37 protein-coding genes are annotated in these 25,516 nt (G+C 54.1%); 11 read left to right on the top strand and 26 right to left on the bottom strand.

All coding sequences use genetic code 11. The annotated features are described in order from the left end of the window. The 11 genes from Dform_RS09845 to Dform_RS11860 all read left to right on the top strand — a co-directional run bounded on the left by Dform_RS09845 (position 1) and on the right by Dform_RS11860 (position 8,915). Positions 1-1,764: an adenosylcobalamin-dependent ribonucleoside-diphosphate reductase gene (locus Dform_RS09845; protein ID WP_058437537.1), complete on the top strand. Its 1,764-nt coding sequence runs from the start codon at positions 1-3 to the stop codon at positions 1,762-1,764. Next, positions 1,764-2,297 carry a cob(I)yrinic acid a,c-diamide adenosyltransferase gene (locus Dform_RS09840; RefSeq protein WP_058437535.1) on the top strand — a complete coding sequence of 178 codons (534 nt, stop codon included), beginning with the start codon at positions 1,764-1,766 and terminating at the stop codon, positions 2,295-2,297. The genes Dform_RS09845 and Dform_RS09840 overlap by 1 nt, the downstream gene beginning before the upstream one ends. Positions 2,298-2,322: 25 nt before the next feature. After that, positions 2,323-3,273 (top strand): adenosylcobinamide-phosphate synthase CbiB, encoded by a 951-nt coding sequence (cbiB, locus tag Dform_RS09835; RefSeq protein WP_058437533.1) that lies wholly within the window; start codon positions 2,323-2,325, stop codon positions 3,271-3,273. 17 nt (positions 3,274-3,290) lie between these two features. Next, entirely contained in the window at positions 3,291-3,542 is a 252-nt protein-coding gene (locus tag Dform_RS09830; protein ID WP_058437531.1) for a hypothetical protein, read from the top strand. A 48-nt stretch (positions 3,543-3,590) separates the two neighbouring features. Continuing rightward, positions 3,591-4,748, top strand: a complete 1,158-nt coding sequence (locus Dform_RS09825) for a cysteine desulfurase family protein (protein WP_225973684.1) — start codon at positions 3,591-3,593, stop codon at positions 4,746-4,748. Next, complete coding sequence (locus Dform_RS09820; protein ID WP_225973683.1) at positions 4,742-5,557, top strand: adenosylcobinamide amidohydrolase; 816 nt, start codon at positions 4,742-4,744, stop codon at positions 5,555-5,557. The genes Dform_RS09825 and Dform_RS09820 overlap by 7 nt, the downstream gene beginning before the upstream one ends. Further along, positions 5,557-6,444, top strand: a complete 888-nt coding sequence (locus tag Dform_RS11660) for an ABC transporter substrate-binding protein (RefSeq protein ID WP_225973682.1) — start codon at positions 5,557-5,559, stop codon at positions 6,442-6,444. Before Dform_RS09820 ends, Dform_RS11660 begins: the two co-directional genes overlap by 1 nt. After that, positions 6,437-7,132, top strand: coding sequence for a precorrin-6y C5,15-methyltransferase (decarboxylating) subunit CbiE (gene cbiE, locus Dform_RS11655; RefSeq protein ID WP_225973681.1), 696 nt, complete (start codon positions 6,437-6,439; stop codon positions 7,130-7,132). The genes Dform_RS11660 and cbiE overlap by 8 nt, the downstream gene beginning before the upstream one ends. A gap of 22 nt (positions 7,133-7,154) precedes the next feature. Continuing rightward, positions 7,155-7,604, top strand: a complete 450-nt coding sequence (locus Dform_RS09810) for a cob(I)yrinic acid a,c-diamide adenosyltransferase (RefSeq protein ID WP_076004829.1) — start codon at positions 7,155-7,157, stop codon at positions 7,602-7,604. After that, positions 7,598-8,371 (top strand): carbon-nitrogen hydrolase family protein, encoded by a 774-nt coding sequence (locus tag Dform_RS09805; protein ID WP_065128646.1) that lies wholly within the window; start codon positions 7,598-7,600, stop codon positions 8,369-8,371. Before Dform_RS09810 ends, Dform_RS09805 begins: the two co-directional genes overlap by 7 nt. Positions 8,372-8,564: 193 nt before the next feature. Continuing rightward, positions 8,565-8,915, top strand: coding sequence for a DOMON domain-containing protein (locus Dform_RS11860; RefSeq protein WP_083496287.1), 351 nt, complete (start codon positions 8,565-8,567; stop codon positions 8,913-8,915). A 325-nt stretch (positions 8,916-9,240) separates the two neighbouring features. Here the strand turns inward: Dform_RS11860 and Dform_RS09795 are convergent, their stop codons facing one another. The 26 genes from Dform_RS09795 to Dform_RS09665 all read right to left on the bottom strand — a co-directional run bounded on the left by Dform_RS09795 (position 9,241) and on the right by Dform_RS09665 (position 25,489). Beyond that, entirely contained in the window at positions 9,241-9,945 is a 705-nt protein-coding gene (locus Dform_RS09795) for a tyrosine-type recombinase/integrase (RefSeq protein WP_058437524.1), read from the bottom strand. Further along, a complete protein-coding gene (locus tag Dform_RS09790) occupies positions 9,942-10,469 on the bottom strand; it encodes a hypothetical protein (RefSeq protein ID WP_225973756.1) in 528 nt (175 codons plus the stop codon). Before Dform_RS09790 ends, Dform_RS09795 begins: the two co-directional genes overlap by 4 nt. Positions 10,470-10,484: 15 nt before the next feature. Beyond that, on the bottom strand, positions 10,485-11,960 hold the full coding sequence (locus tag Dform_RS09785; RefSeq protein WP_058437521.1) for an ArdC-like ssDNA-binding domain-containing protein: 1,476 nt from the start codon (positions 11,958-11,960) through the stop codon (positions 10,485-10,487). Beyond that, positions 11,960-12,280: a hypothetical protein gene (locus Dform_RS09780; RefSeq protein ID WP_225973680.1), complete on the bottom strand. Its 321-nt coding sequence runs from the start codon at positions 12,278-12,280 to the stop codon at positions 11,960-11,962. Before Dform_RS09780 ends, Dform_RS09785 begins: the two co-directional genes overlap by 1 nt. Then, on the bottom strand, positions 12,258-12,956 hold the full coding sequence (locus Dform_RS09775) for a tyrosine-type recombinase/integrase (RefSeq protein ID WP_076004827.1): 699 nt from the start codon (positions 12,954-12,956) through the stop codon (positions 12,258-12,260). The genes Dform_RS09780 and Dform_RS09775 overlap by 23 nt, the downstream gene beginning before the upstream one ends. Then, positions 12,956-13,426 (bottom strand): hypothetical protein, encoded by a 471-nt coding sequence (locus Dform_RS09770; RefSeq protein WP_058439894.1) that lies wholly within the window; start codon positions 13,424-13,426, stop codon positions 12,956-12,958. Before Dform_RS09770 ends, Dform_RS09775 begins: the two co-directional genes overlap by 1 nt. A gap of 9 nt (positions 13,427-13,435) precedes the next feature. After that, positions 13,436-14,038: a hypothetical protein gene (locus tag Dform_RS09765; protein WP_076004826.1), complete on the bottom strand. Its 603-nt coding sequence runs from the start codon at positions 14,036-14,038 to the stop codon at positions 13,436-13,438. Between the two features lie 9 nt (positions 14,039-14,047). After that, positions 14,048-14,434, bottom strand: a complete 387-nt coding sequence (locus Dform_RS09760) for a hypothetical protein (RefSeq protein ID WP_076004825.1) — start codon at positions 14,432-14,434, stop codon at positions 14,048-14,050. Next, positions 14,435-14,743, bottom strand: coding sequence for a hypothetical protein (locus Dform_RS09755; RefSeq protein WP_076004824.1), 309 nt, complete (start codon positions 14,741-14,743; stop codon positions 14,435-14,437). A 5-nt stretch (positions 14,744-14,748) separates the two neighbouring features. Beyond that, the gene (locus Dform_RS09750; RefSeq protein ID WP_076004823.1) at positions 14,749-14,940 is read right to left on the bottom strand and encodes a hypothetical protein; all 192 of its coding nucleotides are present in this window, start codon (positions 14,938-14,940) and stop codon (positions 14,749-14,751) included. Continuing rightward, a complete protein-coding gene (locus Dform_RS09745; protein WP_076004822.1) occupies positions 14,941-16,197 on the bottom strand; it encodes a S8 family serine peptidase in 1,257 nt (418 codons plus the stop codon). Between the two features lie 9 nt (positions 16,198-16,206). Continuing rightward, on the bottom strand, positions 16,207-16,962 hold the full coding sequence (locus Dform_RS09740) for a hypothetical protein (RefSeq protein ID WP_076004821.1): 756 nt from the start codon (positions 16,960-16,962) through the stop codon (positions 16,207-16,209). A 13-nt stretch (positions 16,963-16,975) separates the two neighbouring features. After that, positions 16,976-17,479, bottom strand: a complete 504-nt coding sequence (locus Dform_RS09735) for a hypothetical protein (RefSeq protein WP_076004820.1) — start codon at positions 17,477-17,479, stop codon at positions 16,976-16,978. Then, positions 17,480-17,947, bottom strand: coding sequence for a hypothetical protein (locus Dform_RS09730; RefSeq protein ID WP_076004819.1), 468 nt, complete (start codon positions 17,945-17,947; stop codon positions 17,480-17,482). After that, a complete protein-coding gene (locus Dform_RS09725) occupies positions 17,947-18,513 on the bottom strand; it encodes a hypothetical protein (RefSeq protein ID WP_058439985.1) in 567 nt (188 codons plus the stop codon). Before Dform_RS09725 ends, Dform_RS09730 begins: the two co-directional genes overlap by 1 nt. Beyond that, positions 18,510-18,671 carry a hypothetical protein gene (locus tag Dform_RS09720; RefSeq protein ID WP_058439984.1) on the bottom strand — a complete coding sequence of 54 codons (162 nt, stop codon included), beginning with the start codon at positions 18,669-18,671 and terminating at the stop codon, positions 18,510-18,512. Before Dform_RS09720 ends, Dform_RS09725 begins: the two co-directional genes overlap by 4 nt. Further along, a complete protein-coding gene (locus tag Dform_RS09715; protein ID WP_058439983.1) occupies positions 18,668-19,168 on the bottom strand; it encodes a hypothetical protein in 501 nt (166 codons plus the stop codon). The genes Dform_RS09720 and Dform_RS09715 overlap by 4 nt, the downstream gene beginning before the upstream one ends. 17 nt (positions 19,169-19,185) lie before the next feature. Next, complete coding sequence (locus Dform_RS09710) at positions 19,186-19,782, bottom strand: hypothetical protein (RefSeq protein WP_225973679.1); 597 nt, start codon at positions 19,780-19,782, stop codon at positions 19,186-19,188. A gap of 22 nt (positions 19,783-19,804) precedes the next feature. Further along, positions 19,805-19,999 carry a hypothetical protein gene (locus Dform_RS09705; protein WP_058439982.1) on the bottom strand — a complete coding sequence of 65 codons (195 nt, stop codon included), beginning with the start codon at positions 19,997-19,999 and terminating at the stop codon, positions 19,805-19,807. Between the two features lie 36 nt (positions 20,000-20,035). Beyond that, complete coding sequence (locus tag Dform_RS09700) at positions 20,036-20,239, bottom strand: hypothetical protein (RefSeq protein WP_058439981.1); 204 nt, start codon at positions 20,237-20,239, stop codon at positions 20,036-20,038. Positions 20,240-20,381: 142 nt separating this feature from the next. After that, the gene (locus Dform_RS09695; RefSeq protein ID WP_058439980.1) at positions 20,382-20,594 is read right to left on the bottom strand and encodes a hypothetical protein; all 213 of its coding nucleotides are present in this window, start codon (positions 20,592-20,594) and stop codon (positions 20,382-20,384) included. Positions 20,595-20,909: 315 nt separating this feature from the next. Next, positions 20,910-22,334 (bottom strand): hypothetical protein, encoded by a 1,425-nt coding sequence (locus Dform_RS09690; RefSeq protein ID WP_144437109.1) that lies wholly within the window; start codon positions 22,332-22,334, stop codon positions 20,910-20,912. Between the two features lie 740 nt (positions 22,335-23,074). Next, positions 23,075-23,353, bottom strand: coding sequence for a hypothetical protein (locus Dform_RS09680; RefSeq protein WP_058439977.1), 279 nt, complete (start codon positions 23,351-23,353; stop codon positions 23,075-23,077). Beyond that, the gene (locus Dform_RS09675) at positions 23,346-24,170 is read right to left on the bottom strand and encodes a type I phosphoribosyltransferase (RefSeq protein WP_058439976.1); all 825 of its coding nucleotides are present in this window, start codon (positions 24,168-24,170) and stop codon (positions 23,346-23,348) included. The genes Dform_RS09680 and Dform_RS09675 overlap by 8 nt, the downstream gene beginning before the upstream one ends. Positions 24,171-24,309: 139 nt before the next feature. Further along, a complete protein-coding gene (locus Dform_RS09670) occupies positions 24,310-24,642 on the bottom strand; it encodes a hypothetical protein (protein ID WP_058439975.1) in 333 nt (110 codons plus the stop codon). Next, positions 24,632-25,489 (bottom strand): ATP-binding protein, encoded by an 858-nt coding sequence (locus Dform_RS09665; protein ID WP_083496471.1) that lies wholly within the window; start codon positions 25,487-25,489, stop codon positions 24,632-24,634. Before Dform_RS09665 ends, Dform_RS09670 begins: the two co-directional genes overlap by 11 nt. Positions 25,490-25,516 lie beyond the last annotated feature (27 nt).

Raw genomic sequence — 25,516 nt, 5'->3', positions numbered from 1 at the left:
ATGGAACTTAGCCAAAACGCCCGCATTATTTTAAACAAGCGCTATCTTAAAAAGGATGAGGGTGGAAACATTATCGAGACGCCCGAGGACATGTTCCGCCGGGTAGCCAACGTCATCGCTTCGGTAGAAAGGCGTTATAAGACAGACGAAACGGCATGGGCGGATGAGTTCTATCGGATGATGACCGGACTTGAATTCCTGCCCAATTCGCCGACCCTTTTAAACGCCGGTCGCGAAAGGGGGCTGTTATCGTCGTGTTTCGTGCTGCCTGTTGAGGATTCGATTGAAGGTATAAGTTGTGCCTTGGTTAAAGCGATGACCATCCATAAATTCGGCGGTGGTACCGGGTTTTCCTTCGGGCACATCAGGCCGGAAGGTGACCTGGTGTCCGGAAATCTGAGCTCTGCCGGAGGGCCGGTCAAACTGATCAAGGTGTTTTCCGAAGCGACCAATTACATACGACAGGCGGGGGTGCGCTGTGGCTGTAACTCCGCAAGCCTACCGGTCAACCACCCAGATATCCTCAAGTTCATTCAGGCTAAGCGAGATGGGTCGGCCTCAGCCAATTTTGCCACGAATATCGAGATCACTGATGACTTTGTTGATCGGGTCAGGCATGGAAAATATTGTCAACTGATTAATCCCCGTAACGGTGTGGTAACTGGAGAAATCCCTGCCAGGGTAATTATGGACAGCATTGCAGAAGGCGCCTGGGAGACCGGAGACCCGGGGATCATGTTCATCGATCGGATAAATGACAGCAACCCCACCCCCCAGTTGGGTAATTTCGAGACGACGGATCCCTGCGGTGGCCAGCTCCTGGTGCCTTTCGAATCCGCTACCCTGGGAACGATAAACCTGTCGCTCATGGTTTCAGAGGATAGTGAGAAACCTTCGATCGATTACCTGCGGCTGGGAGATGTTATTCCGAAAGCGGTGAGGTTTTTGGACAACGTTCTCGATGTTAATCTTTATCCGCTTGGCGACGTCGAAAAGGCATCGAGAGCCACTCGGAAAATCGGCTTAGGGCTCATGGGTTTTGCAGAACTCCTGATCAAACTTGGCATCCGTTACGATTCTGACCAAGCGCTGGAAATAGCCGATGAACTAATGTGGTTTGTCCGCACAAAAACCTACGAAGCCAGCGAGAACCTGGCTAGGGAACGGGGGACTTTTCCGGCATTCACTGGGAGCGTTTTTGATCGTCAGGATGGTCACCCGATGCGCCATGCCTCCTGCCTGACCTTCACCAATACCGGTACGACCAGCATCCTGGCCAATACTTCTTGCGGCATTCATCCAATATACGCCATGGTCATGGTACGCAATATTCTCGACGGTGAGCGTCTATTGGATATTAACCAAGCCTTTGAACAAATCGCCAAAAAATTTGGGTTCTTCAACTCCAAACTCGTTGAGGAACTCCTGTCCGGGGTGAGCCCAGTCAACTGCCAAAGAATCCCCGAGCCTTTCCGCCAGCTTTTCGTTACTGCCCGGGACATTGATCCAGAGTGGTGCATTCGGATGCAGGCAGTTTTCCAGAGACACATCGACAATGCCATTTCTCAGACGGTTAATTTTCCAAAAAGTGCTACCGTGGAAGACATCAAGTCCATGTTTTTGAAAGCCTATGATTTAGGTTTAAAAGGAGTCACTGCCTACCGCGACACCAGCCGCGATGCTCAGGTATTGTGCACCGGGCCGGAGTGCGTCGAGGTAGCCCAGAGATATTTCCAAAGCAATGGTATGGTTGAGGCGGTTTGATGCCGAATCCAATGACTACGGTTGGCAAAATACACGTGTTTCATGGGGACGGGCGCGGCAAGACCTCGGCAGCGATGGGCGAGGTGCTTAGAGCCAAGGCTCTGGGGCAAAGAGTAGGCGTCGTTTTCTTCATGAAAGGCAAACGGAAAGGTGCGGAATACAGATCCCTGGAAAACCTGGGGGTCGAATACGCCGTTTTCGGCCGCAGCGGCTTTTTAAGCGGTGCTGATGCCGAGACCCAGGACAAGGTGCTAGCCCGGCAGGCTTTAGAATACTCCGGAGCTATTTTAAAGTCAGGCCGTTTTGACCTGGTGATTCTCGACGAGATTATCAATGCCCAGTATTACGGTCTGATTTTAGCCGACGACATTGTGAAACTGATGGTTTCCAAGCCAAACGGGATGTCAATGATTCTTACCGGTAAAACTGCCGATAAAAGGATTCTAGAACGCGCTGACCAGGTGTGTGTTTTTCACAAAATCAAGCATCCATACGACAAAGGTATTTTTGCCAGGAAAGGCATAGATTTCTGAAGGCAGCTGAAGCAGGGATATATCCGTGAGTTACGACATCTGGATTCTCTTAGGTGCGGTGCTGTTAGACTTGGTGATTGCCGAACCCCCGGCAGCCGTCCACCTCACCGTCTGGATCGGGCGAGCGATCTCTGTCGTAGAAAAGATCGGGCTTGGGATCAAGAACCACACCCTGCAATTCGTTTTTGGCATGTTTGCTTCCCTTATCCTGATCGCCTTTTTTGGTGGCATCACCTATTGGCTCTTGAGCTTGTTGAAAGGTTTAAATATCGTCCTTTATCTCCTAATCGGGGTAATCATCCTGAAGCCGACATTCTGCCTTAAATTCAATGGCCAGATGTCGCTGTTAGTGGAAAAATATCTCAAGGGTAGCGACTTACAGATTGAGAACGCCGACAAGAAGATCCGCTATCTGCTTACCACGGTTGAACGAGGATCGCTTGATGAAACAGTCCCACCAATCGTGTCTTCGACCGTCAGATCCCTGGCCGAGAATGCATCGGATTTTTTGGTTGCTCCCTTATTCTATTTTCTCATCCTTGGAGTGCCCGGCGCCGTGGCCTACCGGGTAGCCAATACCCTTGACGGCATGCTGGGCCACCGGGGGCAGTACGAATACCTTGGAAAATTCGCCGCCATTTTCGATGACGTCGTTAACTTTATCCCGGCCAGGCTGACTGCATTCTTCTTTATCACCGCAGCCTGGCTTACCGGTCTGAACTCGAAAAAGGCCTGGCACATTACGATGCGGGACCACGCTAAAACCGAAAGCCCGAACGGGGGTTGGCCGATGGCGGCTGCTGCCGGTGCCCTTGAGGTCAGACTCGATCGAAACGCCCACTACGCCCTGGGAGATGCCGATCTGCCCCTGGCCCCAGGTGTAATCGGTCATGCGGTGCATCTCTTCTGGTTCATGGCCGCCACCGATATCGCACTCAGTGCAAGTGTCCTCTGGCTGGCATTTTACGTATTTTAAGCGCTTGGAGGTTGGAAATGGCCAAAGAATTAGCCCATTGCTTCGTAAAGATCCCGGTCAAACCCCTTGATGATGCTGCGCTGGATAAAGTCCGGGCGCTCGAACGCAAACTTGGGGTACAGCTCATCGCTTTCTCGGCGATGAATGAAGAATACGCCAAACTGTCCCAGGATCAGTTGAAAGAAGTGGAAGGCCTTGGTAAGGACATCGACGCGGCGGTCGTTGCCTATAACGTTAAAAAATCTCAGGCCCGGCCTCGTGCCTGTTAAAAGGAAAACGATATCCGATTAAATAATCCCGATAGGCACTTAGACGACGTGATCTATCTTGATCATGCCGCCGGAACGGCTGTCGATCCTGAGGCGGTGGCAGCGATGCTACCGTATTTTTACTATGATTACGGCAATCCGTCTTCGATTCATCCCTTGGGCCGCCGGGCCAGGGAAGCGGTCGAGAGGGCGCGGGAACAAGTTGCCCAGCTCATTAACTGCCAACCAAACGAAGTTATTTTCACCAGCGGCGGCACTGAGGCAGATAATCTGGCCATTTTGGGTGTGGCGGGAGCCAACGTATCTAAGGGGCGGCATGTCATCACTTCACAAATCGAGCACCATGCTGTGCTAGAAGCCTGCCGGAATCTTGAGCGAAACGGATTTGAAGTGACCTATCTTGAGGTCGATCCTTTCGGAATAGTGGCTCCCGAAAACGTCAGGGATGCGATCAGGCCAGACACCATCCTTGTCAGTATCATGACTGCCAACAACGTCATCGGCACGATCGAGCCGGTAGCTGAGATTGGCGCCATCTGTCAGAAACTTGGGGTCCTGTTTCACACCGATGCCGTCCAGGCAGTAGGGCATCTTCCTATCGATGTCGAGAGAAGTGATATCGACCTGATGTCGCTGTCCGCCCATAAGTTTTACGGCCCGAAGGGCGTTGGCGCCCTGTATGCCCGGGGAAGCGTGGCGCTGTCGCCGATTATTTTCGGAGGTGGTCAGGAGGAAGGGCTCCGATCGGGTACCGAAAATGTCCCGGCGATCGTAGGCATGGGCGCCGCTGCCGAGATCGCCAGGTATGAATCAGCCGGAGAGGAATTTTGCCTTAGAAAGATGAGCCGGGATCTTATAGCCGGGATCATGACTTCTGTTCCCGGCTCGCGCCTTAACGGCCATCCCGATAAGCGTCTGCCCGGAAATGTGAATGTCAGCATTGAGGGCATGGAGGGAGAGTATCTCTCGGGGGAACTAGCCAAGCGAGGCATCTGCGTGTCCACAGGATCGGCCTGCAGCTCGGCGACACACGAAGCCCCATATGTGCTCCTGGCAACCGGGCTCGACCGTGATTTGGCCAACTGTTCCATAAGATTATCGCTGGGCAAACACACTACGGACGAGGATATCAAAAGGGCAGTGCAGACGCTTTCCGAAATTGTCCAAAAAGTGCGGGCTGAATCAGAGGTTTATTCGCGATGGTAAACCCCAATTTCGGACCTTCAGTGATGGTTACTGGTACCGCCGAGGCAGGTGTTTTTCCTGGTGGCTCAACCGAAATTGTAACCCACCGAGCCTGGAATACCGATGCCAACACTCTGGTGATACGGTTTGATGAACCGCACGCGTCCCTCTCGGGTGATGGGGGATATCGGCGCATTAAACTTGTCTGCAACTCCTATATGCCCAAAGATCTGTGCGATCACCTACATTTTCATGACCTGAGCTACGATAACTACCTGAAGGATCTGGTAAAAGTGATCGCTGATCGTTACGGTGTGCCCACCAGGGAAGTCACGACGCTGGCCACCGGGGTGGACATGAAAGACATGTCACAGGCCTCCGAGAGTTTTCAGAACTTTTGGGTACATTCCTGGGTCACCGCGGGTTTCCGCCACAATGCTATGCGGGCTGGAGTAGACAAAGCCTGCGGTACAGAGGTAGAAGGCAAATATCAGCCGTGCGGTACGATCAATATCGTTCTAACCACCAACGCCAGACTATCCCTGGGAACTATGGCATCGAGTTTTATTACGGCCACCGAAGCCAAAGACGTCGCCTTGCAGGATTTGGGTATCCATAGTTCATTCAATCCCACCCTCCAGGCAACCGGCACCGGCACCGACCAGATAATTGTTGTTTCGGGCAGCGAATTCAAATGCCGGTACGCCGGCGGCCACACCAAACTAGGGGAACTTATGGCCAGCACGGTTACCAAGGCCTGTAAAATAGCCTTTGGAAAACAACTGGCCAAGGACCCCAACTATCATCTGGAAGGCGGTCTGAAAAAATAATGAATACAGTCTTAAATAACCAGCTTGTGATCACCGACCAGGCCGGCCGTCAGATGTGGCTGGAAGTCCCCAAAACCCGGATTGTCTCGCTTGCCCCCAGCAGTACCGAAATCGTCTACGCGCTCGGGGCCGAAAATAACCTGTACGGGGTTACCGATTATTGTGACTATCCGTTGGATGCCAGGTCCAAACCTAAAGTCAGCGGCTTTAGCACGGTTGACCTTGATCTCATCCGAGAAAGCAAACCCGATCTGATCATCGCCGCTGCTATCCATTTAAAAGGTTTGCTGTCTGATCTTGAAAGAATAGGTTGCCCGGTGATTGTTCTTGAGGCAAACACCATTGAAGAGATGATTAAAGCTATTAGAATCATTGGTTGGTGTGTTGGTAAAGACCAAGCCGCTGCCGGACTTGAGATATCGATTAGAAGCCGGCTCTGCTTTGTGAGCTCAAAGGTCGCTCGGGTGAAAGCAAAGGACCGGCCTCGGGTTTTTTATCTGCATGAATCAAGCACTTGGAAAACCTTCGGCGCTAAAACTATCGGAGACACTCTTACCGATATTGCCGGTGGCTACAACGTCGGTCGGGATTTCGGCGATTATTATCCCTACCCGACGTTTACTGACGTTGTTAAAAGCGATCCGGATATTATCATTGCAGAGACGGGATACTTAGCAAATCCCCAAGAACCTTTAGAGATTGCTCGTAAAGAGCCTGCTATTGCCGGGACCAAGGCGAGGCAGACAGGCCGTATTTATGGTGTGAGCAGCGACCTGATCAGTCGCCCCGGCCCCCGGATGGTGGAGGGAATCGAAAAGCTGGCTGAATTATTCTATCCTGAAATATTCAACAAGACGGCGACTTTTAAAGGAATCCCTAGTGGATAAAAGCAAAGTATATATCGTTGGTGTCGGACCGGGCTCACCCGATTGGGTCTCAAGAAGAGTGCGGGAACTGGTGATCTCTGCCGATATCCTCGTCGGCTGGGAACAGGATTTTAGGCCGGTAGCGAGCCTGGTACGAAATCAAAGGATATTCCTCCAGGAATGCCATAATTACTTGGAGATTCCCGACCAGGCAGCAATTCAGGCGACTAAAAACGGTTCGACGGTGGTAGTACTTAAAACCGGAGATCCATTGGTGGCGCCGGCTGGTCTTAACGAGTTGCTTTCGACTTTTGACGGTTTCGACGTTCAAGTCGTTCCCGGGATCAGTTCTGTCCAGTTGGCAGCGGCCAAGGCCAAAATATCCCTGGCTGATTCAGCCATTATCACCTATCATCCGTTGCCCAGGGATGGCGGCAGAGACCTTAGATTGAAACGGAAACGGATGGTGCAGGCGCTGTCCAATGGCTTGAACCTGATCATCCTGTCTGGCGTCCGTCAGATGCCGTCGCTAACGGCTCGCTTTTTGTTGGCCCAAGAAGTCAAGCCGACTTCTAGAGTGACGGTATTCGAAAACCTGACGTTGGAAGATGAGCACGTTACTCAGACTTCACTTGGCACGGTGGCTGGAATGAAGTTCAACTGGCTGTCGGTCATGGTTGTCTATAACGAGGGTAGCATATGGGAATAAACTCCTTGATTGAGATGTGGCGATGACCGAACGGAAAGGCATGATCCAGGTGTTTCTCGGTGAAGGTCATGTTGAGACTTCGGCGGCCATCGGAACCGCGATCAGGGCAGCAGGTTACGGTCTTAAAGTGCATATCGTCTTTTTTGGTAGCGCTTCTGCCGAAGACATTACCAGGTCGGGAACACTGAATCGGTTGCCTGGTGTCGTTGTTGACTTGGTAGATTCAAGCGACAAATTCTCTCTTCTCGACTCCGATAGTACATTCTTGAATGCTGGGGGCGAGAATTTCGATGTGGTGGTTTTCGACCAAGTCTTAAGCAGGGGCGAGCAAAGAATTTCAGGGGAACGAATCTTGGAATTGTTGAAAGTTGATCATGGCAAGACCGAAATCATCCTGACTGGAAACTACGCCAACGAAAAGGTAATTGGGGTTGCCGATCTGGTTACCGGGTGCGAGTGTGAGAAATGTTGACACGTGTGAGTTTGTTGCATATAAGTCCTAAACCGGGCGAAATAACCCATAACCGAAAGCTAATTGAAATGGGAATACTGAGATCGGCCGATTTGGGAGCCACCTGGATCATTACCCCTGAATTAGCCGTTTGCGGTTACTTTTTCTCCGATGTTGTCGGCACCGACTGGATACCTTCCGCATCGGATGAATGGTTAGGAAGGCTGCAAACCCTAGCATCATCAAGGAAGTTGAACCTTATCATTTGCCAACCGGAGCGCGACGCTGCAACTGGGAACTTACATAACACGGCTTATGTCATCGATTCAATGGGAAAGATTGCCGGAAAGCACCGGAAAATTATGGTTCATCCAGGTTTAGAAGAAGGCTGGTCAACTCCAGGAGAGACGATTCAACCGGTCTTAATAGACGGAGTGAATGTTGGTATTCTAATTTGCGCGGATATTTATGAAGGTCAGTTAGCGATGCAACATAAGGACAAAGGCGCCCAGTTGTTAATATGTCCCGCCGCATGGGGTGCGAAATATGGTCCGGGTGACCGCTGGGAGAGGCGAACATTAGAGGCCAGTATCCCGCTCTGGGTATGCAATCGCACCGGCACTGAAAAGAACGTTGATTGGATCGGTGGAGAAAGTGTCGTTTCCAAAGATGGGCGACGACTTCTGAGTCATTCAGGAATGCAAAATAGTTTGCTCATCTTTGATTGGGATATGAGCCTGATGGAATTGGAATCTAAGCACTTCCAAGTATACCAACTAATAGGGTAGCCTACGGTTAGAGTGTGTGAAAACTCGAATCTAACACTCATTGAGGTTTAAAGAATAATGGCAATAAAGTCGCACTCGTGTTCAAAACCCTGGTGCCAACAACTCTCGCCGCATTAGCATCGCTCATTTCGGTTTCAATTTTGGCCGGCTGTAATAGCTCAAGCACAACACCCGAGATACCAACAGCCAACCCATCCTTACGACAAGTGCATCTTCTGGATCGCTCGATTTTCCACCAGGTAAATACCAAAAGACCCAGATTTACAATGATATATTTAACCTTAGTTGGAGCTCTGATACCACCTACGTATATATTGGACTCAAAGCTCGGACAACTGGCTGGGCCGCGTTGTCACTTTCTTCCGATGCACATGCTGGGGATTCTGACACGTTTATTGGGTTTGTTCAAAATGGGCAAGTCGTCTTCAATGAATTTATGCATATCGACTTCACGGGAACTCATTCATTGGATACTAATCCTACCGGTGTCTTGGTGTCAGGAAGTGAAAATGATGGTATTACTACAATTGAAATTCAAACGTAAATCAAATCCTGGAGACTTAACACACCGCATTTTGGTTAAGGGCAACAACGAGGTTATGTGGGCATTTGGTCCGGATGACTCTTTCCTGTCTGAGCACAACACCGTGGGACTGATGGATATTGTGATTTAAACATGCTATTTACTCGTAATAAAGATGTTACGTGGTTTTGTGTTCAACGTGGTACGCGCAGGTTTTTATTCCGATGTTTCATAAAAATTGGCTCGAACAATTGCTAGGCAAGCAAGAGTTTGTTTAATAGCCTCGCAACAATATCTGCGAATGTGCAGCATCCCCCAGCGAGATGCTCAAAAGGAAGTGCCCCACTTAGGCTTTAGCAGGGTCACCATCCTTCCAGAGGTCGTCGTACCAACGCCGATGCTCCTCACCGGCGACTTTACGATACCGTGCCGTAGTGTTGAAGCTCTGGTGACCAAGATGTTCCTGAAGCATTCTCAGACCGTCGCCGGTGTCGTTGTGTTTGACTGCGTGGACGGCGAAGGCGTCCCTAAGCTTGTGCGGTGAAACGTGATGAACCTTGCCTGATTCGTTGTTGATGATCCTCGGCAACTGAGCTTTCTCGGCGAGGGTTTTGATAACTTGCCAGGCTCTGTGCCTGTTGATTCCGAAAAGGAGGTGCTTCCCGTTTCGACATACCAGGCTCCCGTTGGAGATATATTCCCGGAGCAGGGTGACGAGGTCGCAGTCCAGCGGCAGCACCCGTTGCCTGCGATGCTCTCTCAGCTCTTTGACCGCTGCCTCTACCTTGTCCCCGCATTTCGGGCAGAAAACGGTTGCCAGGCCGAGAGCAGAGCCACATTTAGGACATTTCAGCTTGATGCGGGATTTCAAGTGCTTAATCGTGACGGCCCTACCGTCGAGGTCGATGTCATCGACCGTTATTCCCAACGCTTCTGAAATCCGGCAGCCAAGATGGAATAACATGGTGGCCAGCAGCCTGTCGCGTAAATTGTCGGCGGCGCTAATCAAGCAGCCAATATCTTGCGGTTCGAGATAGCTTTTTGTGGTCAATTGTTTTTCAGGTGGTTCGGTCCGATTTCGGGATACAAAGTGAATAGTGGATTCGCCCAAGACCGGTCATCGGCCGAGATTCCTACCCGGGTCAGTCGGTAATATGTCCGCTCCGGGGCATCGGGGTAATTGTCTTGAATTGCCGACGGTTCCATCCTTTCGGTCGCCTCCACCCACCCCAACCTCTTGAGCACGCCGAAATACATCAAGAATGAGTGATACCGCATGTGGGTGAACTTCCGTGAAACCCTCTTGAGCTGCTTCTGGTAGATTTCTTCGGCATATTCCTCGGTGACATCTACGCCCCGGACCACTTGCTTGCTGATGATCCGTTCGGACCTCTCCCTTGCCGTCGCCCTGGCTAGCGCTTCCTTGTATTCGTAGTTGATGTCTGCCTGCGGCGCGCCGCGCTCCCGGTCGATCCGCGGCGAACCCTCCGGCCCGTTTCCCAGGAGGTACTCCCGGATGAACCAACCGCAGCCGAACGGCCGAAGGAAACCGCCCCGACTCGGTCTCAACTCCATCTCCATTGGCGCGGCCTATACCACCCCTGCCGGCTTTTTTGCCAGGGATTCGAGGCCTTCGATGATTCTGGTGGTCACCTGGCGGATCGAGGCCAGATTCCGTTCAAGGACCTTCTTATCCTGCGCCCAGAGAGCGACGTAGGGGAAGGACCTGGTACCGGTATCGAAGCCGAAGTGGGCGCCGATGGCAAAGGCAACGCTTTCGGCGATGGTTTCGGCATCTCGCCTCGGAATGTGGAAGACTCCTTCGGAATAGTAGTGAGCCACCTCGTGGATAAGCGTCTTCAACTGTTGGGCCCGCGATTCCTCAGGCCTGACCCAGATTTCCTTGCCGGAGAAGAAACCCTTTATGGCCGGATCCTGGTACGGCTTAGAGTCAAACCCGACGTGCACGCCTTCACTCCTGACGAGATGCGTAATATCGTCGAATAGCTCCTCATTGGCTTCGCCGGTGAGCACCGGAACATCGAATTCGGGCAGCGGTTTGCCTTCGGTCTGACTGACATCGAAAACATAGACCACCTTGAAATAGATTGGCCGCAGCAGCTCCCGCTTCTCTGTTTCCTCGTCATCTTTCCGGCATTCATCTTCGCCTGATGGCTCGGTTTTCAGACTCGATTTCGATGGCAGGCACGGTGCCAGGATGGCAATTCCCTTCTCACCTTTCATCACCCAGCGGCCGAGATCTTTCCAAGTGTTGAAGCCGGCCACCCGGGTAGCGTTAGGATTCTGAGAGGCGATGAGAATCAGGTTGCCGATGGAGTAGTCGTGGAACTTCGACATGGTAAGCAGGAAGTTCCGGAAATGGCTGCTTGACTGGATGCCGTCGACGCCATCTTTGAGTTGCTTTAAGACCTCATCGATGCGGCGTTCTTTGGCTTCCGGCTCGATGGAAAAGCTGTAGTCCGGCACCGGCGCGCCGACCCAGCTCATCAGGTCGTAGCTCCGAGGTTTCACGATCTCGCATTTGGCTGACTGGTCCCCAGCGGCTGTCGGCAATTCTGATCCTGAAGAGCCGACAACAGTATCGGCGAAATGGCGGGACAAGCCGATCAGAAACACCCCGGCTGCCAGGGAACCGCCGAGTAGAGCAATGGAACTTGCCCAATCTGGCGCCATGGGCGGCGTTTCCTGGAGTGGAAGCCAGCTGACCGAGGCCTTGTCGCCAACCTCGATTCCTTCCAACTCGCCGGCATTCACCTCGATGAAGAACCGTGCCGGTAAAGCCGAAGTCACCAGGTACCCGGGCAAAATGTCGCGGTAGATGTCAATCACTACGAAATCCTCGGAAAGGAAAGCGATATCGAGTGAGAAAAACATCGGTGCCGTGGTCACTTCAACAATCCGAGAGTATCCCAAATCAAAGAACATCCCGGTCGCCGCGGGCAGCCCAGGCAGACCACCCAAGCCCTGAGTAAGTTCCCAGGGGGCGGCCGCCACGGCGGCGATCCATTCTCTGTCTTTGATAGTTATTTTCACCTGGCCGGCCATTACCGCCTCCCGGGGATCCGTTTGATGCCGTTCCGCTTGCTCTCAAGACCCAGCTGCTTGTTCTCAAAGTCGGTGTCCCCGATATCCGATCCGCCGAACATGGCCAGGTCGAAGTTGCGGTGCCACCTGGCCGAGGCCTTGAAATCGGTCTTTTCCTCGAACTTCTCCCCGCGGCTTCTTTTCGGTCGCATGCCGGGAGGCGCGATCGCCGACATGCCTTCAAGGAAAGAATCGCTGGTCGTGTCCTCGCGGTAGTTGATCGGGGCGTTCACCCCGAACTCTTCATGGTTGGTATACCTACCCATTTGCTTTTCCTCCATTCCACAGTCTCCGATACCACTCTTTTTGCTCTTCACCGGAAACCTTGCGGTATTTCATAGTGGTGACAATGCTCCGGTGGCCCAGGTGCTCCTGCAGCAGCCGCAGCCCGTCGCCCGAGTCGTCCGCCTTCACCGCATGGACGGCAAAAGCATCCCGCAGCCGGTGGGGGCTGACATTGTGAGTCTTGCCACTTTCGGCGTTCACCAGGCGCGGAAGGCCTGCGCGCTCGGCACACTCTGTCACGATCTGCCAGGCACGGTTACGACGAAGATCAAAAAGGCACTTTTCGCCATTTCTCTCGACAGCGCCGCCGCGACCGAGGTACTCCTTGAGTAGGGAAAGCGTGGTCTTATCCACCGGCAGCGTCCGGTAACGGTGATGCTCTCTCTCTTGGGCGACTGCCTTCTCGACCGGCTGCCCGCAGCCCGGGCAATACCTGTGTGCCTTGCCCAGGCGCGCGCTGCAGCCGGGGCATGACAACTGGATTCGCGACTTCAGGTGCTCGATGGTCACCGTGCCGCGTCTGATGTCGATGTCCTTGAGCCGAAGCGCGAGGGCCTCAGACACCCGGCAGCCAAGGTGAAACAAGAGCCGGATCAACAACCGGTCCCGGAGATACTGCGCCGCGTCTTCGAGCTTGGCCACGTCGCCCGGTTCCAGGTAAGCCTTGCCCACTAGCCCGACTCCTCACCCAGATTTTGCGTCATAGGCAAGATCATGCCCATCATGAGAAGCATCATGAGCATAGGCATCATCCCTGAGAGCATGTCGCCGCCCGAAGAGTTGCCGGAGACGATGATAACGGCATCCTGTTCGGCCACGGCGTTCGTGTCTTCGATCCAGACGCGGAGGCCGAAGGTGCCGTCGTCGATGCCACCGCTTGACTTGGGCACAAGCAGGAAATCGACCGTGCCGTTCCCCTCGGCCGGTGTCGAACTGGCCGGAAGGACGAGGTCGGCCAGACCGACACAGACATCCACCATGTGCTTGCCAAAAAGATTTGTCGAATAGGGACCGGCCAGGAGCTTCACCGTTTTGGTCACGCCAACAACGTACTTGAAGGACACCGTCACCCGGACGGTGTCCCCGGCATTGAAGGTAGTTGGTGAAAGCGCCATCGGCGCAAATGCGATATCGAGTACCACGATCCTCTCCTACACCTTGGCGAAGTCCGAGATCTTGAACTCCGAAATCGTCGGCTGGATCCCGGCGACTAAAAGTGCGTTTTCGTAGCCGAAAAGGTAGTTCGTCGTCGCCTGGCCGCCGATGCTGGGACTGCCGCCGAATATCTTCACGTAGATGTCGTCCCAGTTGGTGTCGACGTTAGATGGGATCGTGAACACGTAGGAGTTGGTGACATTGGGATACGACGGCGGAGTCGTCACCTGCGGGATGCTGAATGTCGTTTGCTGCACCAGCTTTTCATCGAAGCCGAACATGCCGTTCGTGCCGATGCAGTAGTATCCGGTGACGCCGCTGACCGCCGGGCCGGTGTACTTGAATGAGATCGAAACCATGAGCCGGTCGCCGGGGGCGATCGCCACCTGCTTCGGCGCCGGGTTTATATAGCCGAGGGGGATGTAGACGCCGCCCGCGGCCGTGAAGAATTTGCCGGCCACCGGGTCATAGAAGACGCGAGCGCCCGTTGCCGGGTCGACGTACCAGCCCGGCAAAACCGGGTCCTCCGACAGCGCAACGGCACCTTCCCCCAATGCGCTAAAGGCCTTTAGTTCGAGTTCCAGTTTCTTGAGAGCCATGTTTTCCTCCTATGTTTTGGCGAAATCGGCGATGCGAAAGTCCGAAATGCTGGGCGACCCGACCGAACCGAGGTTCACCGTCTTTGTCATCTCGTCGTCGGCATACCACACTCCGTCGGCGCCGTACCAGAAGCTTTTAGCGCGAATGGTCACCTTTTGGCCGGGCATGTAGAAATAGCCAGAGAACGGCCAGGTGACCTGCGCGTCGACGTTGGCCCAGTCCACCGGGATAACGGCGCCCGGATAGGGCGAGACACCGTATTCCAGCGTCGCCGCCACTTTGATGGCGATCGGTGCGGAATAGGTGTTCTTCACCCGGATCGTGAGATCCACCCGGCTGCCGGAGGCGGCCTCGGACGGTGCATCGATGGAGACGATATCGGCGTACTGCGCCATTTAACTCTCCTCAGCATCCTCTGGAGTTTTCTGCGTCATAGGGAAACTGCCGTTGCCAAAATTTCCTGCTAGGCGGTTGCCGATGACATCGACACCGGCACCGCCCAGGAAGGCGTAGAAAAGGACAGCGACATCGACCGGACCGGCAACGCCGGAACCCAGACTGATAACTACTCCGGCAATTGCGGACCGGACGATAGATCCACCGAACTTCCGGAGATCAAATGCTTCCCCGCTTTCCAGCCAGCCAAGACCAGCAGCAACGATCCCCCCGAACAAGGCGGCAAGGGCGATATATAGTCTCTCCACGGCCGTTAATCCTTCCTGCGGTTGATGCAGATGAACTTGCCCCAGATGACGCCGCCCATAGCAATGAGGCAGCTGCCGGAAGTGGTCACTACAAGCCCGAAATCAACATTGCTCGCCAGTTCGATACCGATACCGATGCCGGTGGCGCCGATACCGACAAGCTCGATTACAATCGCCGCGATCATGCCTTTGTTCATCTAAATCGCTCCCATTACGCCGGCCATCATCATCATGGCCGTCATCATTTGCACCATCTCCGTGGTTTGGGCGTTAGGCGAAGCGCTACTCATCACCTGGCCGAGCATGGCTCCCATGGCCGGCAGTCCGAAGCCGTAGGCATTGTCCTTGCTAAGTGGCGCGTCTTGCGGCTTGGTTGAAAAATAAGGCGCCACATCTCTTGCCGCCGTCCAGCGGTACTGCCAGCCTTCGCCATAAGCCCGCCGGCCGCTCTCCCAGAGAAGTCCGGTAAGGCCTGCCAGCATGGGCGCGGCAAAACTCGTTCCCGACTTCACCAGGAAGTCTTCGTCGTTTTTGTCCGAGGCCATTTCGAGGTTGGTGCCCCAGATGACAAAATCCGGCTTGGTCTCGCCCTGGACGGTCGGCCCGCGCGAGGACCTCTCCCAGACAAGCAGCTCGCCGAACGTCTCTACAGCTCCTACGGCGATGACCTCTGGCTCGCACGCCGGCAACATTACCGTCGTCATCTTGGGGCCAGTGTTGCCGGCCGCGGCGATGACATCGAGTCCGTATTCCTGACTCGCCTTGCGACACGCGACCCGGACCGGATTGTCCGGATCGCCGTCATCCTCACCGCCGAGGGAGAGGTTTATCACATTGGGATATAGGTCGTCGGTCGGGAAAAGCCCGGAGGTCCTTGCCTGTTCGGCAAGGTCGCACACCCGGTCGATGCCGAGGACAATAGCCTCATCGGAGGCGATGCCTTCGTCGCCGATAACCTTGATGTTCATGATCACGGCTCCGGGCGATACCCCGGAGTTCTCACCCAGGGCATGGTGCCCGCCGGCCACGGTGAAAGCTACCTGGGTGCCATGTCCGAAGACGTCGGCGGCGGTCGGCGATTCGGTGAAGTTGGCTTCATAGACCACCTTGCCCAAGAGCGACTGGTGGGTCTTCCGGACGCCGCTATCCAGAACGGCTACGGTAAGGCCGGTGCCGGTGATCGGCGGAGCGAAGTAGCTCCGCAGCAAATAGAAGACGTCTGAGATGCTCTCGGCCGGCGGCGATTGGGCGGTCATCTGACTGGTGCCGTATTCCTTGAGGGGCTTAAGCACCAGCCCCGAGACTGCGGCCAGCTTTTCGGCCTGGGCCTGGTCCAGTTCACAGAAGATCTGGCCGATGACCTCCGCCTTTTTCAGGTTCCGGGCGCCGATCTTTTTTGCTTCGACCTCGATATCGGTCAGGCTTTTACCTTTTGGAATGATGGCGTAGCGCATTTCATCTCCTTATGCCGGGTAGGCCAGCTGGATGGTATAGGTCACTTTGAGTTGGCCGGTATTGGGCACGGTGACTGTCGATGCCAGGAGGTCGCGGGAAAACATGATCGAGCCGGTTCCGGCCGAGCTGAATTTAACCCTGCCGTATAGGGCGACTTCGTTGATCCCGATAGCCGCGCCGGAGTTGTTGTTGATGTACCGGATCAGGGTGTCTGTGAGAGTCTTGGTAGGTGCGTCGTAGCTCACCACATGGAGGTCCGACTGGGCATAGTCCATTTGCCCCGCCCCTGAACCATTGGCGATCGCGGCTCCCAGGACGTATCCGTCGAACGATTCGGGAAAGTTGTTGGTGCCGACGATGATGCCTTTATCCGTTGAACCGGCGGTAGCCAGCAACCCGGTGTTAGTTGACCGGTCGTTGAGGTTGATATCCTCATCCCAACCGCCAACCTTGTTCAAACCCCAGTTGGAACCGTTGGGGTAGATGCTTCCGGTGGTCCATTTGAGGGATATGGCGCCGGCCTCGAATATGTTGGTCCCGGTGAGGCCGTAAGCAGCCATCTGGGAAAACAAGAAGTTATATGCGTTGCGGTTCCAGGAGTGACTCCGCTGCTTGTGGGCATGGATGGTGTTCCCATCCTTGTCGAGGACCTCCATTTCGAGAAAGGTCTTAAAAACGGGCAGCTTGAGCTCGGTGCCCAGCTTTTCGAAGCGGCGATACTTGGTCTCCAGCTTTAGGTCTTCAATGTAGAATCGTTCGTTCATTTCCGTTTTTCTCCTAAACTAGTTGCGCTGTCACGCCAATACTCGGCGCCGGGACTGCTAGTGGTATGGCTTTGTTTTGAGCCGAATCGACTCGGGCTTCGCTCAAAACTGCGATGCCCGGCGCCGCAAAGGAAAGTATCTTGCCGGCCGTAAAGGCACCGCCTGAGTGGTCTTCGGCCGCGATAAGGACCATGGACGGTCTCGGCATGACGAGGAGTGGCGGGGCGGCGACCCGGTTGACCGCGCCGGTCATGTAGATGATGAGTTCCTGGATGTCCAGCCAGCCCGGCCGGCCCGCTCCGTGATTCAGCGCCTTGAGGACGTTGTATCCATTACCGTACTCCAAGGCGAGCCGTTCAAAGACGCTTGCGCCCCGATAGATGATGTCGCCGGGCTGCATCGAAGGACCGATCCCGCCGAGGTTGCTGAGGCTCTTTCCGCCCCAGTCTTTGTCGGTGTCGATTTCGATTTCCGACAGCCTGGTCGCTCCCGATTTTGCCTTTACTAAAAGGCTCACCTACATCGCCTCCAGTAGAAAGTCGTAGTCGATTGCCTTGCCGTTATCGGCAGGGTCGTTGCTCTGGACGGTCACCCTTAGTGTGTCGTGGATCGCCCAACTCCCGTTCACCACCGGCAGTCCTGGGCCGTCAGCGGTGGCATCGAATAACTGCGCGTAAACTTTTCGCTCAACACCGTTTATCTTCTTGTACAACCGGACCGTGACCTGGGTTCCGGCAAGGTTCTGGATGCCGAGCGAGAGGTCGTGCAGCTTGTATTTCGCGCCGGGCGCTCCGACGACGATCAAGTTGCTTTCGGCGGCCTGCCAGTCGGCGACGGCGAAACCTACGTAAGGCACCTCGCCGGCAAGCTTGTCGGTCTGACTCCTGACCGCCTCAAGTTTCGCCTCCAGGCTGGCGACGGCCGCCTCGATGACCTTGAGAGAGAGCTTTGCCTTGTTTCCCTCGATGTAAAACTCGCCGGGCATCAGCTTCCCCTCCCCAGCGGCAACTGTTTCACCGGCTCTTTTCCCGGCTCAAGTTTCTTGGCTTGGTCCTTTTTGGACTTGGTCGCCGAAGCAACCATGCCCAGCATCAAGACCGGCAGCATGAAGCCCATGAGCGAGGTCCAATCGAAGCCACTGGTGCCAGTGTTCACCGGCGCTCCCGGCCAGGCAGGCGGTAGCACCGAGCTGCCCGGAGATACCAGCATGGTGGCCACCGAGTCGATGACCTCGCCGCTGTCTTTCTCGTGTAGAAGCAGCGTCAAGACCGCGTTGGTCTCGGAAAATCGCAAAGAACCCTTGAGCTTTTCGACGTCCCCAGGCTCGACCTCAAACCAGGTGTAACCAAAGACCGGCAAGGCTTCCTCGCTGATCTGGGTCGTATCCCGCGACAGCCGGGCCAAGAGGGCGTATTCCTGCTCGACGTCCGTGGGATTAGCCACATAGACAGAAAGTCCCAGGTCGTAGCCCGGAGTGTAGTAGAGCCACGGCGGCAGATCCCAGAAGACATCGCCGGCTGCGCCGCCCATCACCGAAAGTGCCCGGCTCACAGCGGGAACTCCACGTCCTCGCCCTTGAGGGCTTTCCTTACCATCGAGAGCGCCCAGGCGCCCATCGCGACCATCATGGCGATGCTGATAACGCCCGAAACGGCCGCCTGCCAGAACATCGACTGGTACTGGTTATATTCCACTGGGTAGCCGTTCATGCTTTTGCCTCGGGTAGTTTCTTGGGTTTTGAAGGTGCCGTGAGTGGCTTCATCACCTGCATCAGGATGAACATAACAAGCAGCATCATGCCCATGTTGATGAGGCTCGAGATGAGGTTCTTCACGTCCTCCGGGATCAGCCACCAGATGACGGTGCCGACAAGCGGCGGCAGGGCGATGAAGCCGATGATGCCGGCAATGATCGGCAACCAGGCCATGCCCTTCTGCCAGGCAAGGTATACCGAGGTCCGGCCGGAATCTGCATGGACGACGTACTGGTAACCCGGCCAATGCTCGACGCCGGCATCGGTAAAGGCTTGCTCCATCTGCGCCAGCATCTCCGCAGAAGGGGTTTCCTCGAGATCGAGCCGGGCTAAGAAAAGAGCGCCTTCATCCGAGCTCTCTTCGAGCGGGGCGAAGGCGCCCAGTCCTTCTATGCTGCCGGCGATTCCCAGAGGTATCGCCCGGTAGCCCGGCGGCACCATCGCATAGGGCATGGGAAGCCTCCCTACGCTTAGATTAGCCGCCTTGCCTTGCGGCCAAACGGATTCAGGGTCACCTTGCGAGCAGCGGTGGTGCCGCCGGCGGCGGTCACCGTGGCGACCACCGTCAGCTTGTCGCCGCCGACAAGTCGGAGATCGGCGCCGAGTTGCCCGGCCTCGGCCAGGTCGTAGTTGGCGCTAGCTCCGGCCGCCTGGTCGGTGCCCATGTATTTTTTATCGATGGTGTCCGACTTGGGGAACTTCGAGACGCGGATGTTGCCGGAGACCTCAGCCTCGGTGACGAGGTTGAGGCGATTCAGAAACCAGACTTCGCCGGCCGGCACTTCGAGCTCGACGGTCTTCACAGTGTCCTGAGCAGAAGCGTCAGGCACCGTAACTTCGGTTTTGTGGCGCTCGTCGATGCGGTCCTCGGTGTGGATGGCCTCGGCGGATAAGAGGGCCTCGCGGAAGACCTGGAGCGGCAGGCCCATCCAGTTGCCCGACTCGTTGTCGTAGACGCCGAGCAGGGCGAGGGACTGCCCCAGCGGAGGCACCCAACCCTTGGGAGGCCGCGCCCCGGGGTAGCCCGGGTACTGCTGCGGGATATTCTCTTTCGTCATGAATTTCATTCCTCCTGTCTAGCGGGGTCGCCTAGGACTTGCCGGTGATGCCCTTCATCATCGGCATCATGATGGCCATCATCATCACCATCATGATCATCGGCATCATCGCCGAGAACATGCCGGTCATGTCGGTGGTCTGAGAAGGATAGTAACCGCCGACGGTGCCGTACTGGTACTGCTGCGGGCGGAGCTGCTGGGTATTGAACTGTTGGGCGGGATACATGTCTTAGCTACCTCCTATAGTCAACTTCGTTTTGGTTCAATCCTTGGACGTGACGCCCTTCATCATGGGCATAATGATAGCCATCATCATCACCATCATGATCATCGGCATCATGGCGGAAAACATTCCCGAGAAGGGATCGGTGGTCTGGGACGGGTAATAGGCCGAAGGCCCGGCCACCTGCATCGGGCCCGCCTGGCCCGGCGCGAACGGCCCGCTGATCTGCTGTGCTCTGTACATCGCTTTCTCCTTACTGCTTTCGGTTGATCTTCATGCGGTAGCCTGGTGCCGCCCCCCCTGGGCTATCACCCATACCGCCGCCGCGACGGCGGTATGGGATCTCAAACAAGCCTCAAGGGGAGGGCGCCAGGCGAAGGTGGCGCTATTCGAACATGGCGCGCTTGTAGCCGCTAACCATGACCGGACCCTTGCCGTCGACGCCGTCGCGATAGTGGTTTACCCGGCCCTCCTTGACCTTCAGGCCGGACGGCGCGATGCCGTTCATGCCGGTGCGGAAGGCTTCGGGGGTGGCTTTCTCCTGATAGGCGACGGGGACATTCTTTTCCAGGTCGTTCCAGCTGGCGTACTTACCCATGCGGGCACCTCCTTGTTAGTCTCGGTCCGTTCGCGGCCGGGACAATCTTTGGGGTGCACTCTGGTCGGAAAGGCAAAGGGGTCAGCCTGAACCTAGCCGATCCAGAGTGCTGACCCCTTGTTGAAGCCTGTGAGCTGCCGCTGAAATTAAAAAGCCTCGTGAGCCAACTTCAGTCGGCAAGCTCACGAGGCTTACGATTTCAGATTATACAGGCTCCATTCAGCCTGTCAATAGGGCGAGGGTATTTTAGCTTTGTCTCAAATCCAGCATTCAGTGCTGACCCAAAGACAGCTAAAAGACAACGGGGGGAAAGACTCACGAGGAATTCAAATTTGAGATCCTTATTCTTTGGCCTTCTTCACATATTCGACTTTTAACTTTGGTTGCACACCATGGTGCCAGATCATCTATTGTCAATATTTCTATTTCTTGTTGTAATAAAGAGACAGGCGAAAAAAACGTGGTCACAAATAGTCCTTTGACTGTTGGTTGAATCGTACAATCTACTTTCAAATGCTTTAAGACCATATTTGTATTGTTTGTCACCCATTGCACCTTTTTAACTAATTGAGTTAAATACCCCTTTTCTTTTGTGTAGGTTTGGATTTCTTTTCTGAAATGACTTGTATGGATGTGTTTGCCTGATCGATGTTTGCATTCTACGACATACAATTGGTTATTGATTGGATTATAAGCCACAACGTCCAACTCACCGCATTGATCCTTTAAATCAATACCATCAATTTCTTTTATCAGCTGATCACAGATAAATCCGTTACTCACAAAAATAGGCGATACCCTTTTTCTTACAAAATAATCAGCGTATCCTTGACTAATCTGACCGTAAGCCTTTTTCAGGTCGTTACTTTTCATTTCAGGGCTATTGCCAATACAGTATTCGATCTGGAGATGTAGGGCTGCTCGACCGAGTAATGCAGGAGAGACGAAATAGGCGTTAGTATTACCTACAGGAATCGCGACCAAGGGTTTTCTTATTATGCGATTAATCCGCCGGAATTCAAAATAATAAGCATTCTCTTCTCTGAGATTATGACCTGTCAAGGAAAGACTATCTATAATGAAGGAACACTCTTCATGTTCGAGACTCAGATTAGTTTTAATGTAATTAATGAGTTCTTCCTTCGTTATCCAATCTCGATCTAACGCTTTTGGCAATTTGGCAATAAGAAGGGTGACGGCGAGTTTGTGGTTGAAAGCATATCCATACTCTTTTACATGGAAATTGTTGGTTTTTAAAATAACCTCTTGAAGGTCTTCCCAAGTATCATCTATCAGTTTATAATTATTATTGGATAATTGCATTATTTCGCTAATTCTGTCTTCAGAAGAGCTTGCTGCCGAGTCATTGTCCACTTTATTATCTAAGCTATGACTGACGTCATCTTTCGACCAGCCTGTCATTAACGAATTAAGTAATTGCTCTTGTTCCTCTGGAAAATTTAAATCCCATGAGCAGGCTGTTATTTGAAGTTCCCCTTTTTCTGGAAACAGATTGAATGTCTCCACATGATGATTGATGGTTACAATTTCTGAAGCTAGTTCAAGTATATTGTTCCAGGGGCTCTTATTATGAGAAGGGTACTTGGAAAAACTATCATTCTTGAGGGCTGATTCAAGAATAAGTTCGAGAGATTTCCCGTAAGACGCGAATAATTTATTGAAGAATAAATTGCGATCAACATGTTCGTTTAGTGGAATAGATGATCTCGAATATTCCATTAATTGAACCGACCTAAGTGTATATAAATAATCGAGCCGATTCAGAATCTCCGTGATCGCTTCATACTTTTCGAATGAACTGATTTCCTTGGTGAGAAGCAAATGTAGCGAAGCGCATAGACGATTTAAAACCGCTCGTATAGACTCGGGCGTATTATAAGTGCCCGATAAATTCAACCGTTTTATCACGTTCTTCAATAACTGAATATTAATACCAGGATGGCGGTCATTAACCGATTTACTTGTTAATATATTGCTTGGAGTAAACCAATTCTGATAAGGAACTCTCAAAGCCCGAAAAAAGGATGAACAGCTTCGGCATGTTGTCACACCATTGATCGCAGTAAGTCTAGTACGGCCGATTTCGGTTAAACAAGTAGGGCAAAGCATTCTTTGATCCTCAATAAAGGATGACATGACCCTTATTATACGCCGTACTCACTACTTTACCGATCCACGACAGAGCGAAGGTACTGCTAGGCTAAATGAGGAGATGCGCCTGTCACTCATGGTCAAACATTGAGTTTACCCAATTCGACCACTTCTTGTCTTGTGCCTCTGCATATTTTTGGACCGCCTTTTCAGTCCACTTCTTTTGGAGAGGGGGCAGACGTGTTGGAGTACTCTGTTCCGGTCCCTTTGGCGCGTCCAAAGGCACTCCCGGATCAATACCGTTTGCTGCCTCATATGACACCCGCCACAACGCCAGAAAAAGCAGTGAATATAACGGTGACATCCAGCTATTCATAGATCTTCACCTTGTAACCTACCGCCTGGAAGCCCCGGCTCAGGAGATCAACCCAGCTCTCTACCGACTGCTTGGTCATCTCTTCAACTTTGGCGTTGTCGCTCCGGCTCAGACGAAGCTCGAAACCACGTTCGCCCTTTTTAATGATCACTTCCACCCGGGCAACCGCGTCCCTGACCTCCGGCGGCGCCTGTCCCATCTGCCGACTCATCATCCGGAACATCATCTCCTGAGACTGGGGGGAGCTGGCCATCTGCATGAAATCAAACATCTTTTTCCTCCGTTTCGTTTATCTTGTATCGCTCGATAGGTTGCGGGTTTGGCGGCGGCTGGGTACCGGGTGAGACAGGCGGCGGGGCACCGGGCATCACGCCCGGCATCGGCATACCGAACATCTGCGACAGGCTCTGCATGGACTGCATCATGTTCGTGAGCCGGCTGAACGGATCGTCGTTCTTGCCATTAAGGATCTGCCTGATCTGTTCCAGCGAGCCACTTACTTGGGTGTTGTTTTGGGAGATGGCGCTGAAAAGGTGAGCCGCAGTTTCATGTGCTGCCCGGTCGGCGATTTCTTCGCTCGAGGCCTTCGCCCTGGCGGCCGCGGCGTCTTGTTCTTCCCTGGTCTCCTTCATCAGACTTAGGATTGGGATCATGCGCTTGGCATCAGCCTCGGCCGAACCCTTCTGGATATTCACCAGGTCCATGACCATGAGCATGGACGCCCGGAACTTCATGATCGCTCGAAGTTCAATTTCCTCCTCCGGCGTACCGCCCATGTACTGGCGTAACACCGCCTCAGGAGAGATGACCTCCATGCCGCCACCCATTTTCCGGACCATCGGGAACTGACCGTTGGCCTTTTCCTTGTCGTCGGTCTTCTCCGAATCGCGGGCGCTTTTCAGTTCTTCACGAATGATTTTCCGCAGCTGTTCTTCGGCCACCTGAGGAGTGTCGTCCGATGGTGCCTTCGGGGCGGCGAGCACCTTCTGTACCTGGCTTCGGGATACGTTGAGTTTCTCGGCAATCGTGCGTTGCGAATCGCCGCCCGCCGCAAGCTCCTTCACCTTCTCGACAAACTGGTCATTCATATACCCTCTCTTTCAACCGCCAAAGCTAGACTGGTTAACGGCTGGTTTTGGCATTAAACGCAAGCCGGTTTCGAATCGGTTACGGCCAACAAAGCTAATTGGTTGGTTTTCAACCACCTTTAGACCATTCATTTTGAAGCTATTTTGCCTGGTGGGGGGTCACCCCCTCCACCGCTTCGGCCTCATCGAGCACCCAGCCGAGGATGCCGGCCAGTGCGGTGATGAGCTGTAGGGCGCTTGCCGAAAGCGAACCAAACCACTGTCTGATGAACTCCTGCTCGGCCGGAGGAAAATCGGTGGTCACCTCATCGACGTTAGCCCCGGCAGTGAGCAAGTGCAGGGCGTCCTCGGGAAAGGGCCTCGTGCCTCTACCGAAGCCGCTCGACCTCGTCCTGGTCCTTTTAGCCTGGATGACTCCAAGGATTCCCCGGTAATACTCCAGCTTCTGCCTGATTTCCTTTTCAGTCTTCATTTGACGCTCCTCCTAAAAGTAATTTGATCGCCTTCTCGACGCCGAGTTGCGGCGCCAGGCGAGCCACTCGTATTGCGTCCCGAACGTTTTGGGTCAGGCCGTCGAGGCGGTCGGCGACCTCCGTGGCAAGCTCGGAGCTCAAGCCCTCTGAGCGGACGAGGACGCCTTTCACAACAGCGAGGTACTCCGCCCGGCCGTACGGATTCAACATCCGGATCGCAAACCGCGACCGGAGTTCCGGCGACAATTTCTCGCACCGGTTTGAGGCGGCCACCACCCACAGCGGATTGTTGATGTTAAGCTCGCGGCCCCTTTTGGCCCGGATCAACCGGCCGCCTTCCATCATGGTCAGAAGCGCCGCGGTGTCGGCTGCGTTCATCTTGTCGATTTCGTCAATAAGAAGGATGGAAGGCTCGCGTCCGGCAACAAGGTCCCAAAGACCGGCCTTCGATGTTGCCGAGCCCACCAACCAGATGGCCTTCTCGCCGCCGGCCTTTTCGATATCCCAGAGGAAAAGCGTCTTGGCCAGGGCGGGCGGTCCGGTGAGAAGGACATGCACCGGCTTTTCGGCAAGAAGTGAAGCCCTGAGAAGCTCTTTTACGCCGTCATGCCCGATGATATCCGCAAATAGAGAATCGGGTGCCGCCAGTTTTGGCCCCTGGCGCGCCTGGGGCGGCGCATTCTCGGCCGAAAGAAGGTGTTTACCGAGTTCGCTCAGCCGGTAGCCGGTGTGGGAGTTGGAGCGAAAGACATTTTCGAGATAACCCTCTTTGAAGAGTTTCGACAGCGTCGCCGGCCAGATGCGGACCTGCCGCCAGCCCCAGCCGATACGGTAGTTCTTGTCCATGTCGACCGACGCCTCGAATCTTGCGAT

Source organism: Dehalogenimonas formicexedens (assembly GCF_001953175.1).
Classification (GTDB): Bacteria; Chloroflexota; Dehalococcoidia; order Dehalococcoidales; family Dehalococcoidaceae; genus Dehalogenimonas; species Dehalogenimonas formicexedens.
This window is presented reverse-complemented; position numbering and strand designations above follow the sequence as displayed.

Coding starts and splice junctions, on each gene's coding strand:
- Dform_RS09845 (WP_058437537.1), top strand. CDS start 1: ATGGAACTTAGCCAAAACGCCCGCATTATTTTAAACAAGCGCTATCTT.
- Dform_RS09840 (WP_058437535.1), top strand. CDS start 1,764: ATGCCGAATCCAATGACTACGGTTGGCAAAATACACGTGTTTCATGGG.
- Dform_RS09830 (WP_058437531.1), top strand. CDS start 3,291: ATGGCCAAAGAATTAGCCCATTGCTTCGTAAAGATCCCGGTCAAACCC.
- Dform_RS09820 (WP_225973683.1), top strand. CDS start 4,742: ATGGTAAACCCCAATTTCGGACCTTCAGTGATGGTTACTGGTACCGCC.
- Dform_RS11660 (WP_225973682.1), top strand. CDS start 5,557: ATGAATACAGTCTTAAATAACCAGCTTGTGATCACCGACCAGGCCGGC.
- Dform_RS09810 (WP_076004829.1), top strand. CDS start 7,155: ATGACCGAACGGAAAGGCATGATCCAGGTGTTTCTCGGTGAAGGTCAT.
- Dform_RS09805 (WP_065128646.1), top strand. CDS start 7,598: ATGTTGACACGTGTGAGTTTGTTGCATATAAGTCCTAAACCGGGCGAA.
- Dform_RS09790 (WP_225973756.1), bottom strand. CDS start 10,469: ATGGAGTTGAGACCGAGTCGGGGCGGTTTCCTTCGGCCGTTCGGCTGC.
- Dform_RS09785 (WP_058437521.1), bottom strand. CDS start 11,960: ATGGCCGGCCAGGTGAAAATAACTATCAAAGACAGAGAATGGATCGCC.
- Dform_RS09780 (WP_225973680.1), bottom strand. CDS start 12,280: ATGGAGGAAAAGCAAATGGGTAGGTATACCAACCATGAAGAGTTCGGG.
- Dform_RS09765 (WP_076004826.1), bottom strand. CDS start 14,038: ATGGCTCTCAAGAAACTGGAACTCGAACTAAAGGCCTTTAGCGCATTG.
- Dform_RS09760 (WP_076004825.1), bottom strand. CDS start 14,434: ATGGCGCAGTACGCCGATATCGTCTCCATCGATGCACCGTCCGAGGCC.
- Dform_RS09750 (WP_076004823.1), bottom strand. CDS start 14,940: ATGAACAAAGGCATGATCGCGGCGATTGTAATCGAGCTTGTCGGTATC.
- Dform_RS09745 (WP_076004822.1), bottom strand. CDS start 16,197: ATGCGCTACGCCATCATTCCAAAAGGTAAAAGCCTGACCGATATCGAG.
- Dform_RS09740 (WP_076004821.1), bottom strand. CDS start 16,962: ATGAACGAACGATTCTACATTGAAGACCTAAAGCTGGAGACCAAGTAT.
- Dform_RS09730 (WP_076004819.1), bottom strand. CDS start 17,947: ATGCCCGGCGAGTTTTACATCGAGGGAAACAAGGCAAAGCTCTCTCTC.
- Dform_RS09720 (WP_058439984.1), bottom strand. CDS start 18,671: ATGAACGGCTACCCAGTGGAATATAACCAGTACCAGTCGATGTTCTGG.
- Dform_RS09715 (WP_058439983.1), bottom strand. CDS start 19,168: ATGCCCTATGCGATGGTGCCGCCGGGCTACCGGGCGATACCTCTGGGA.
- Dform_RS09710 (WP_225973679.1), bottom strand. CDS start 19,782: ATGAAATTCATGACGAAAGAGAATATCCCGCAGCAGTACCCGGGCTAC.
- Dform_RS09705 (WP_058439982.1), bottom strand. CDS start 19,999: ATGTATCCCGCCCAACAGTTCAATACCCAGCAGCTCCGCCCGCAGCAG.
- Dform_RS09700 (WP_058439981.1), bottom strand. CDS start 20,239: ATGTACAGAGCACAGCAGATCAGCGGGCCGTTCGCGCCGGGCCAGGCG.
- Dform_RS09695 (WP_058439980.1), bottom strand. CDS start 20,594: ATGGGTAAGTACGCCAGCTGGAACGACCTGGAAAAGAATGTCCCCGTC.
- Dform_RS09690 (WP_144437109.1), bottom strand. CDS start 22,334: ATGGAATATTCGAGATCATCTATTCCACTAAACGAACATGTTGATCGC.
- Dform_RS09680 (WP_058439977.1), bottom strand. CDS start 23,353: ATGTTTGATTTCATGCAGATGGCCAGCTCCCCCCAGTCTCAGGAGATG.
- Dform_RS09675 (WP_058439976.1), bottom strand. CDS start 24,170: ATGAATGACCAGTTTGTCGAGAAGGTGAAGGAGCTTGCGGCGGGCGGC.
- Dform_RS09670 (WP_058439975.1), bottom strand. CDS start 24,642: ATGAAGACTGAAAAGGAAATCAGGCAGAAGCTGGAGTATTACCGGGGA.
- Dform_RS09665 (WP_083496471.1), bottom strand. CDS start 25,489: ATGGACAAGAACTACCGTATCGGCTGGGGCTGGCGGCAGGTCCGCATC.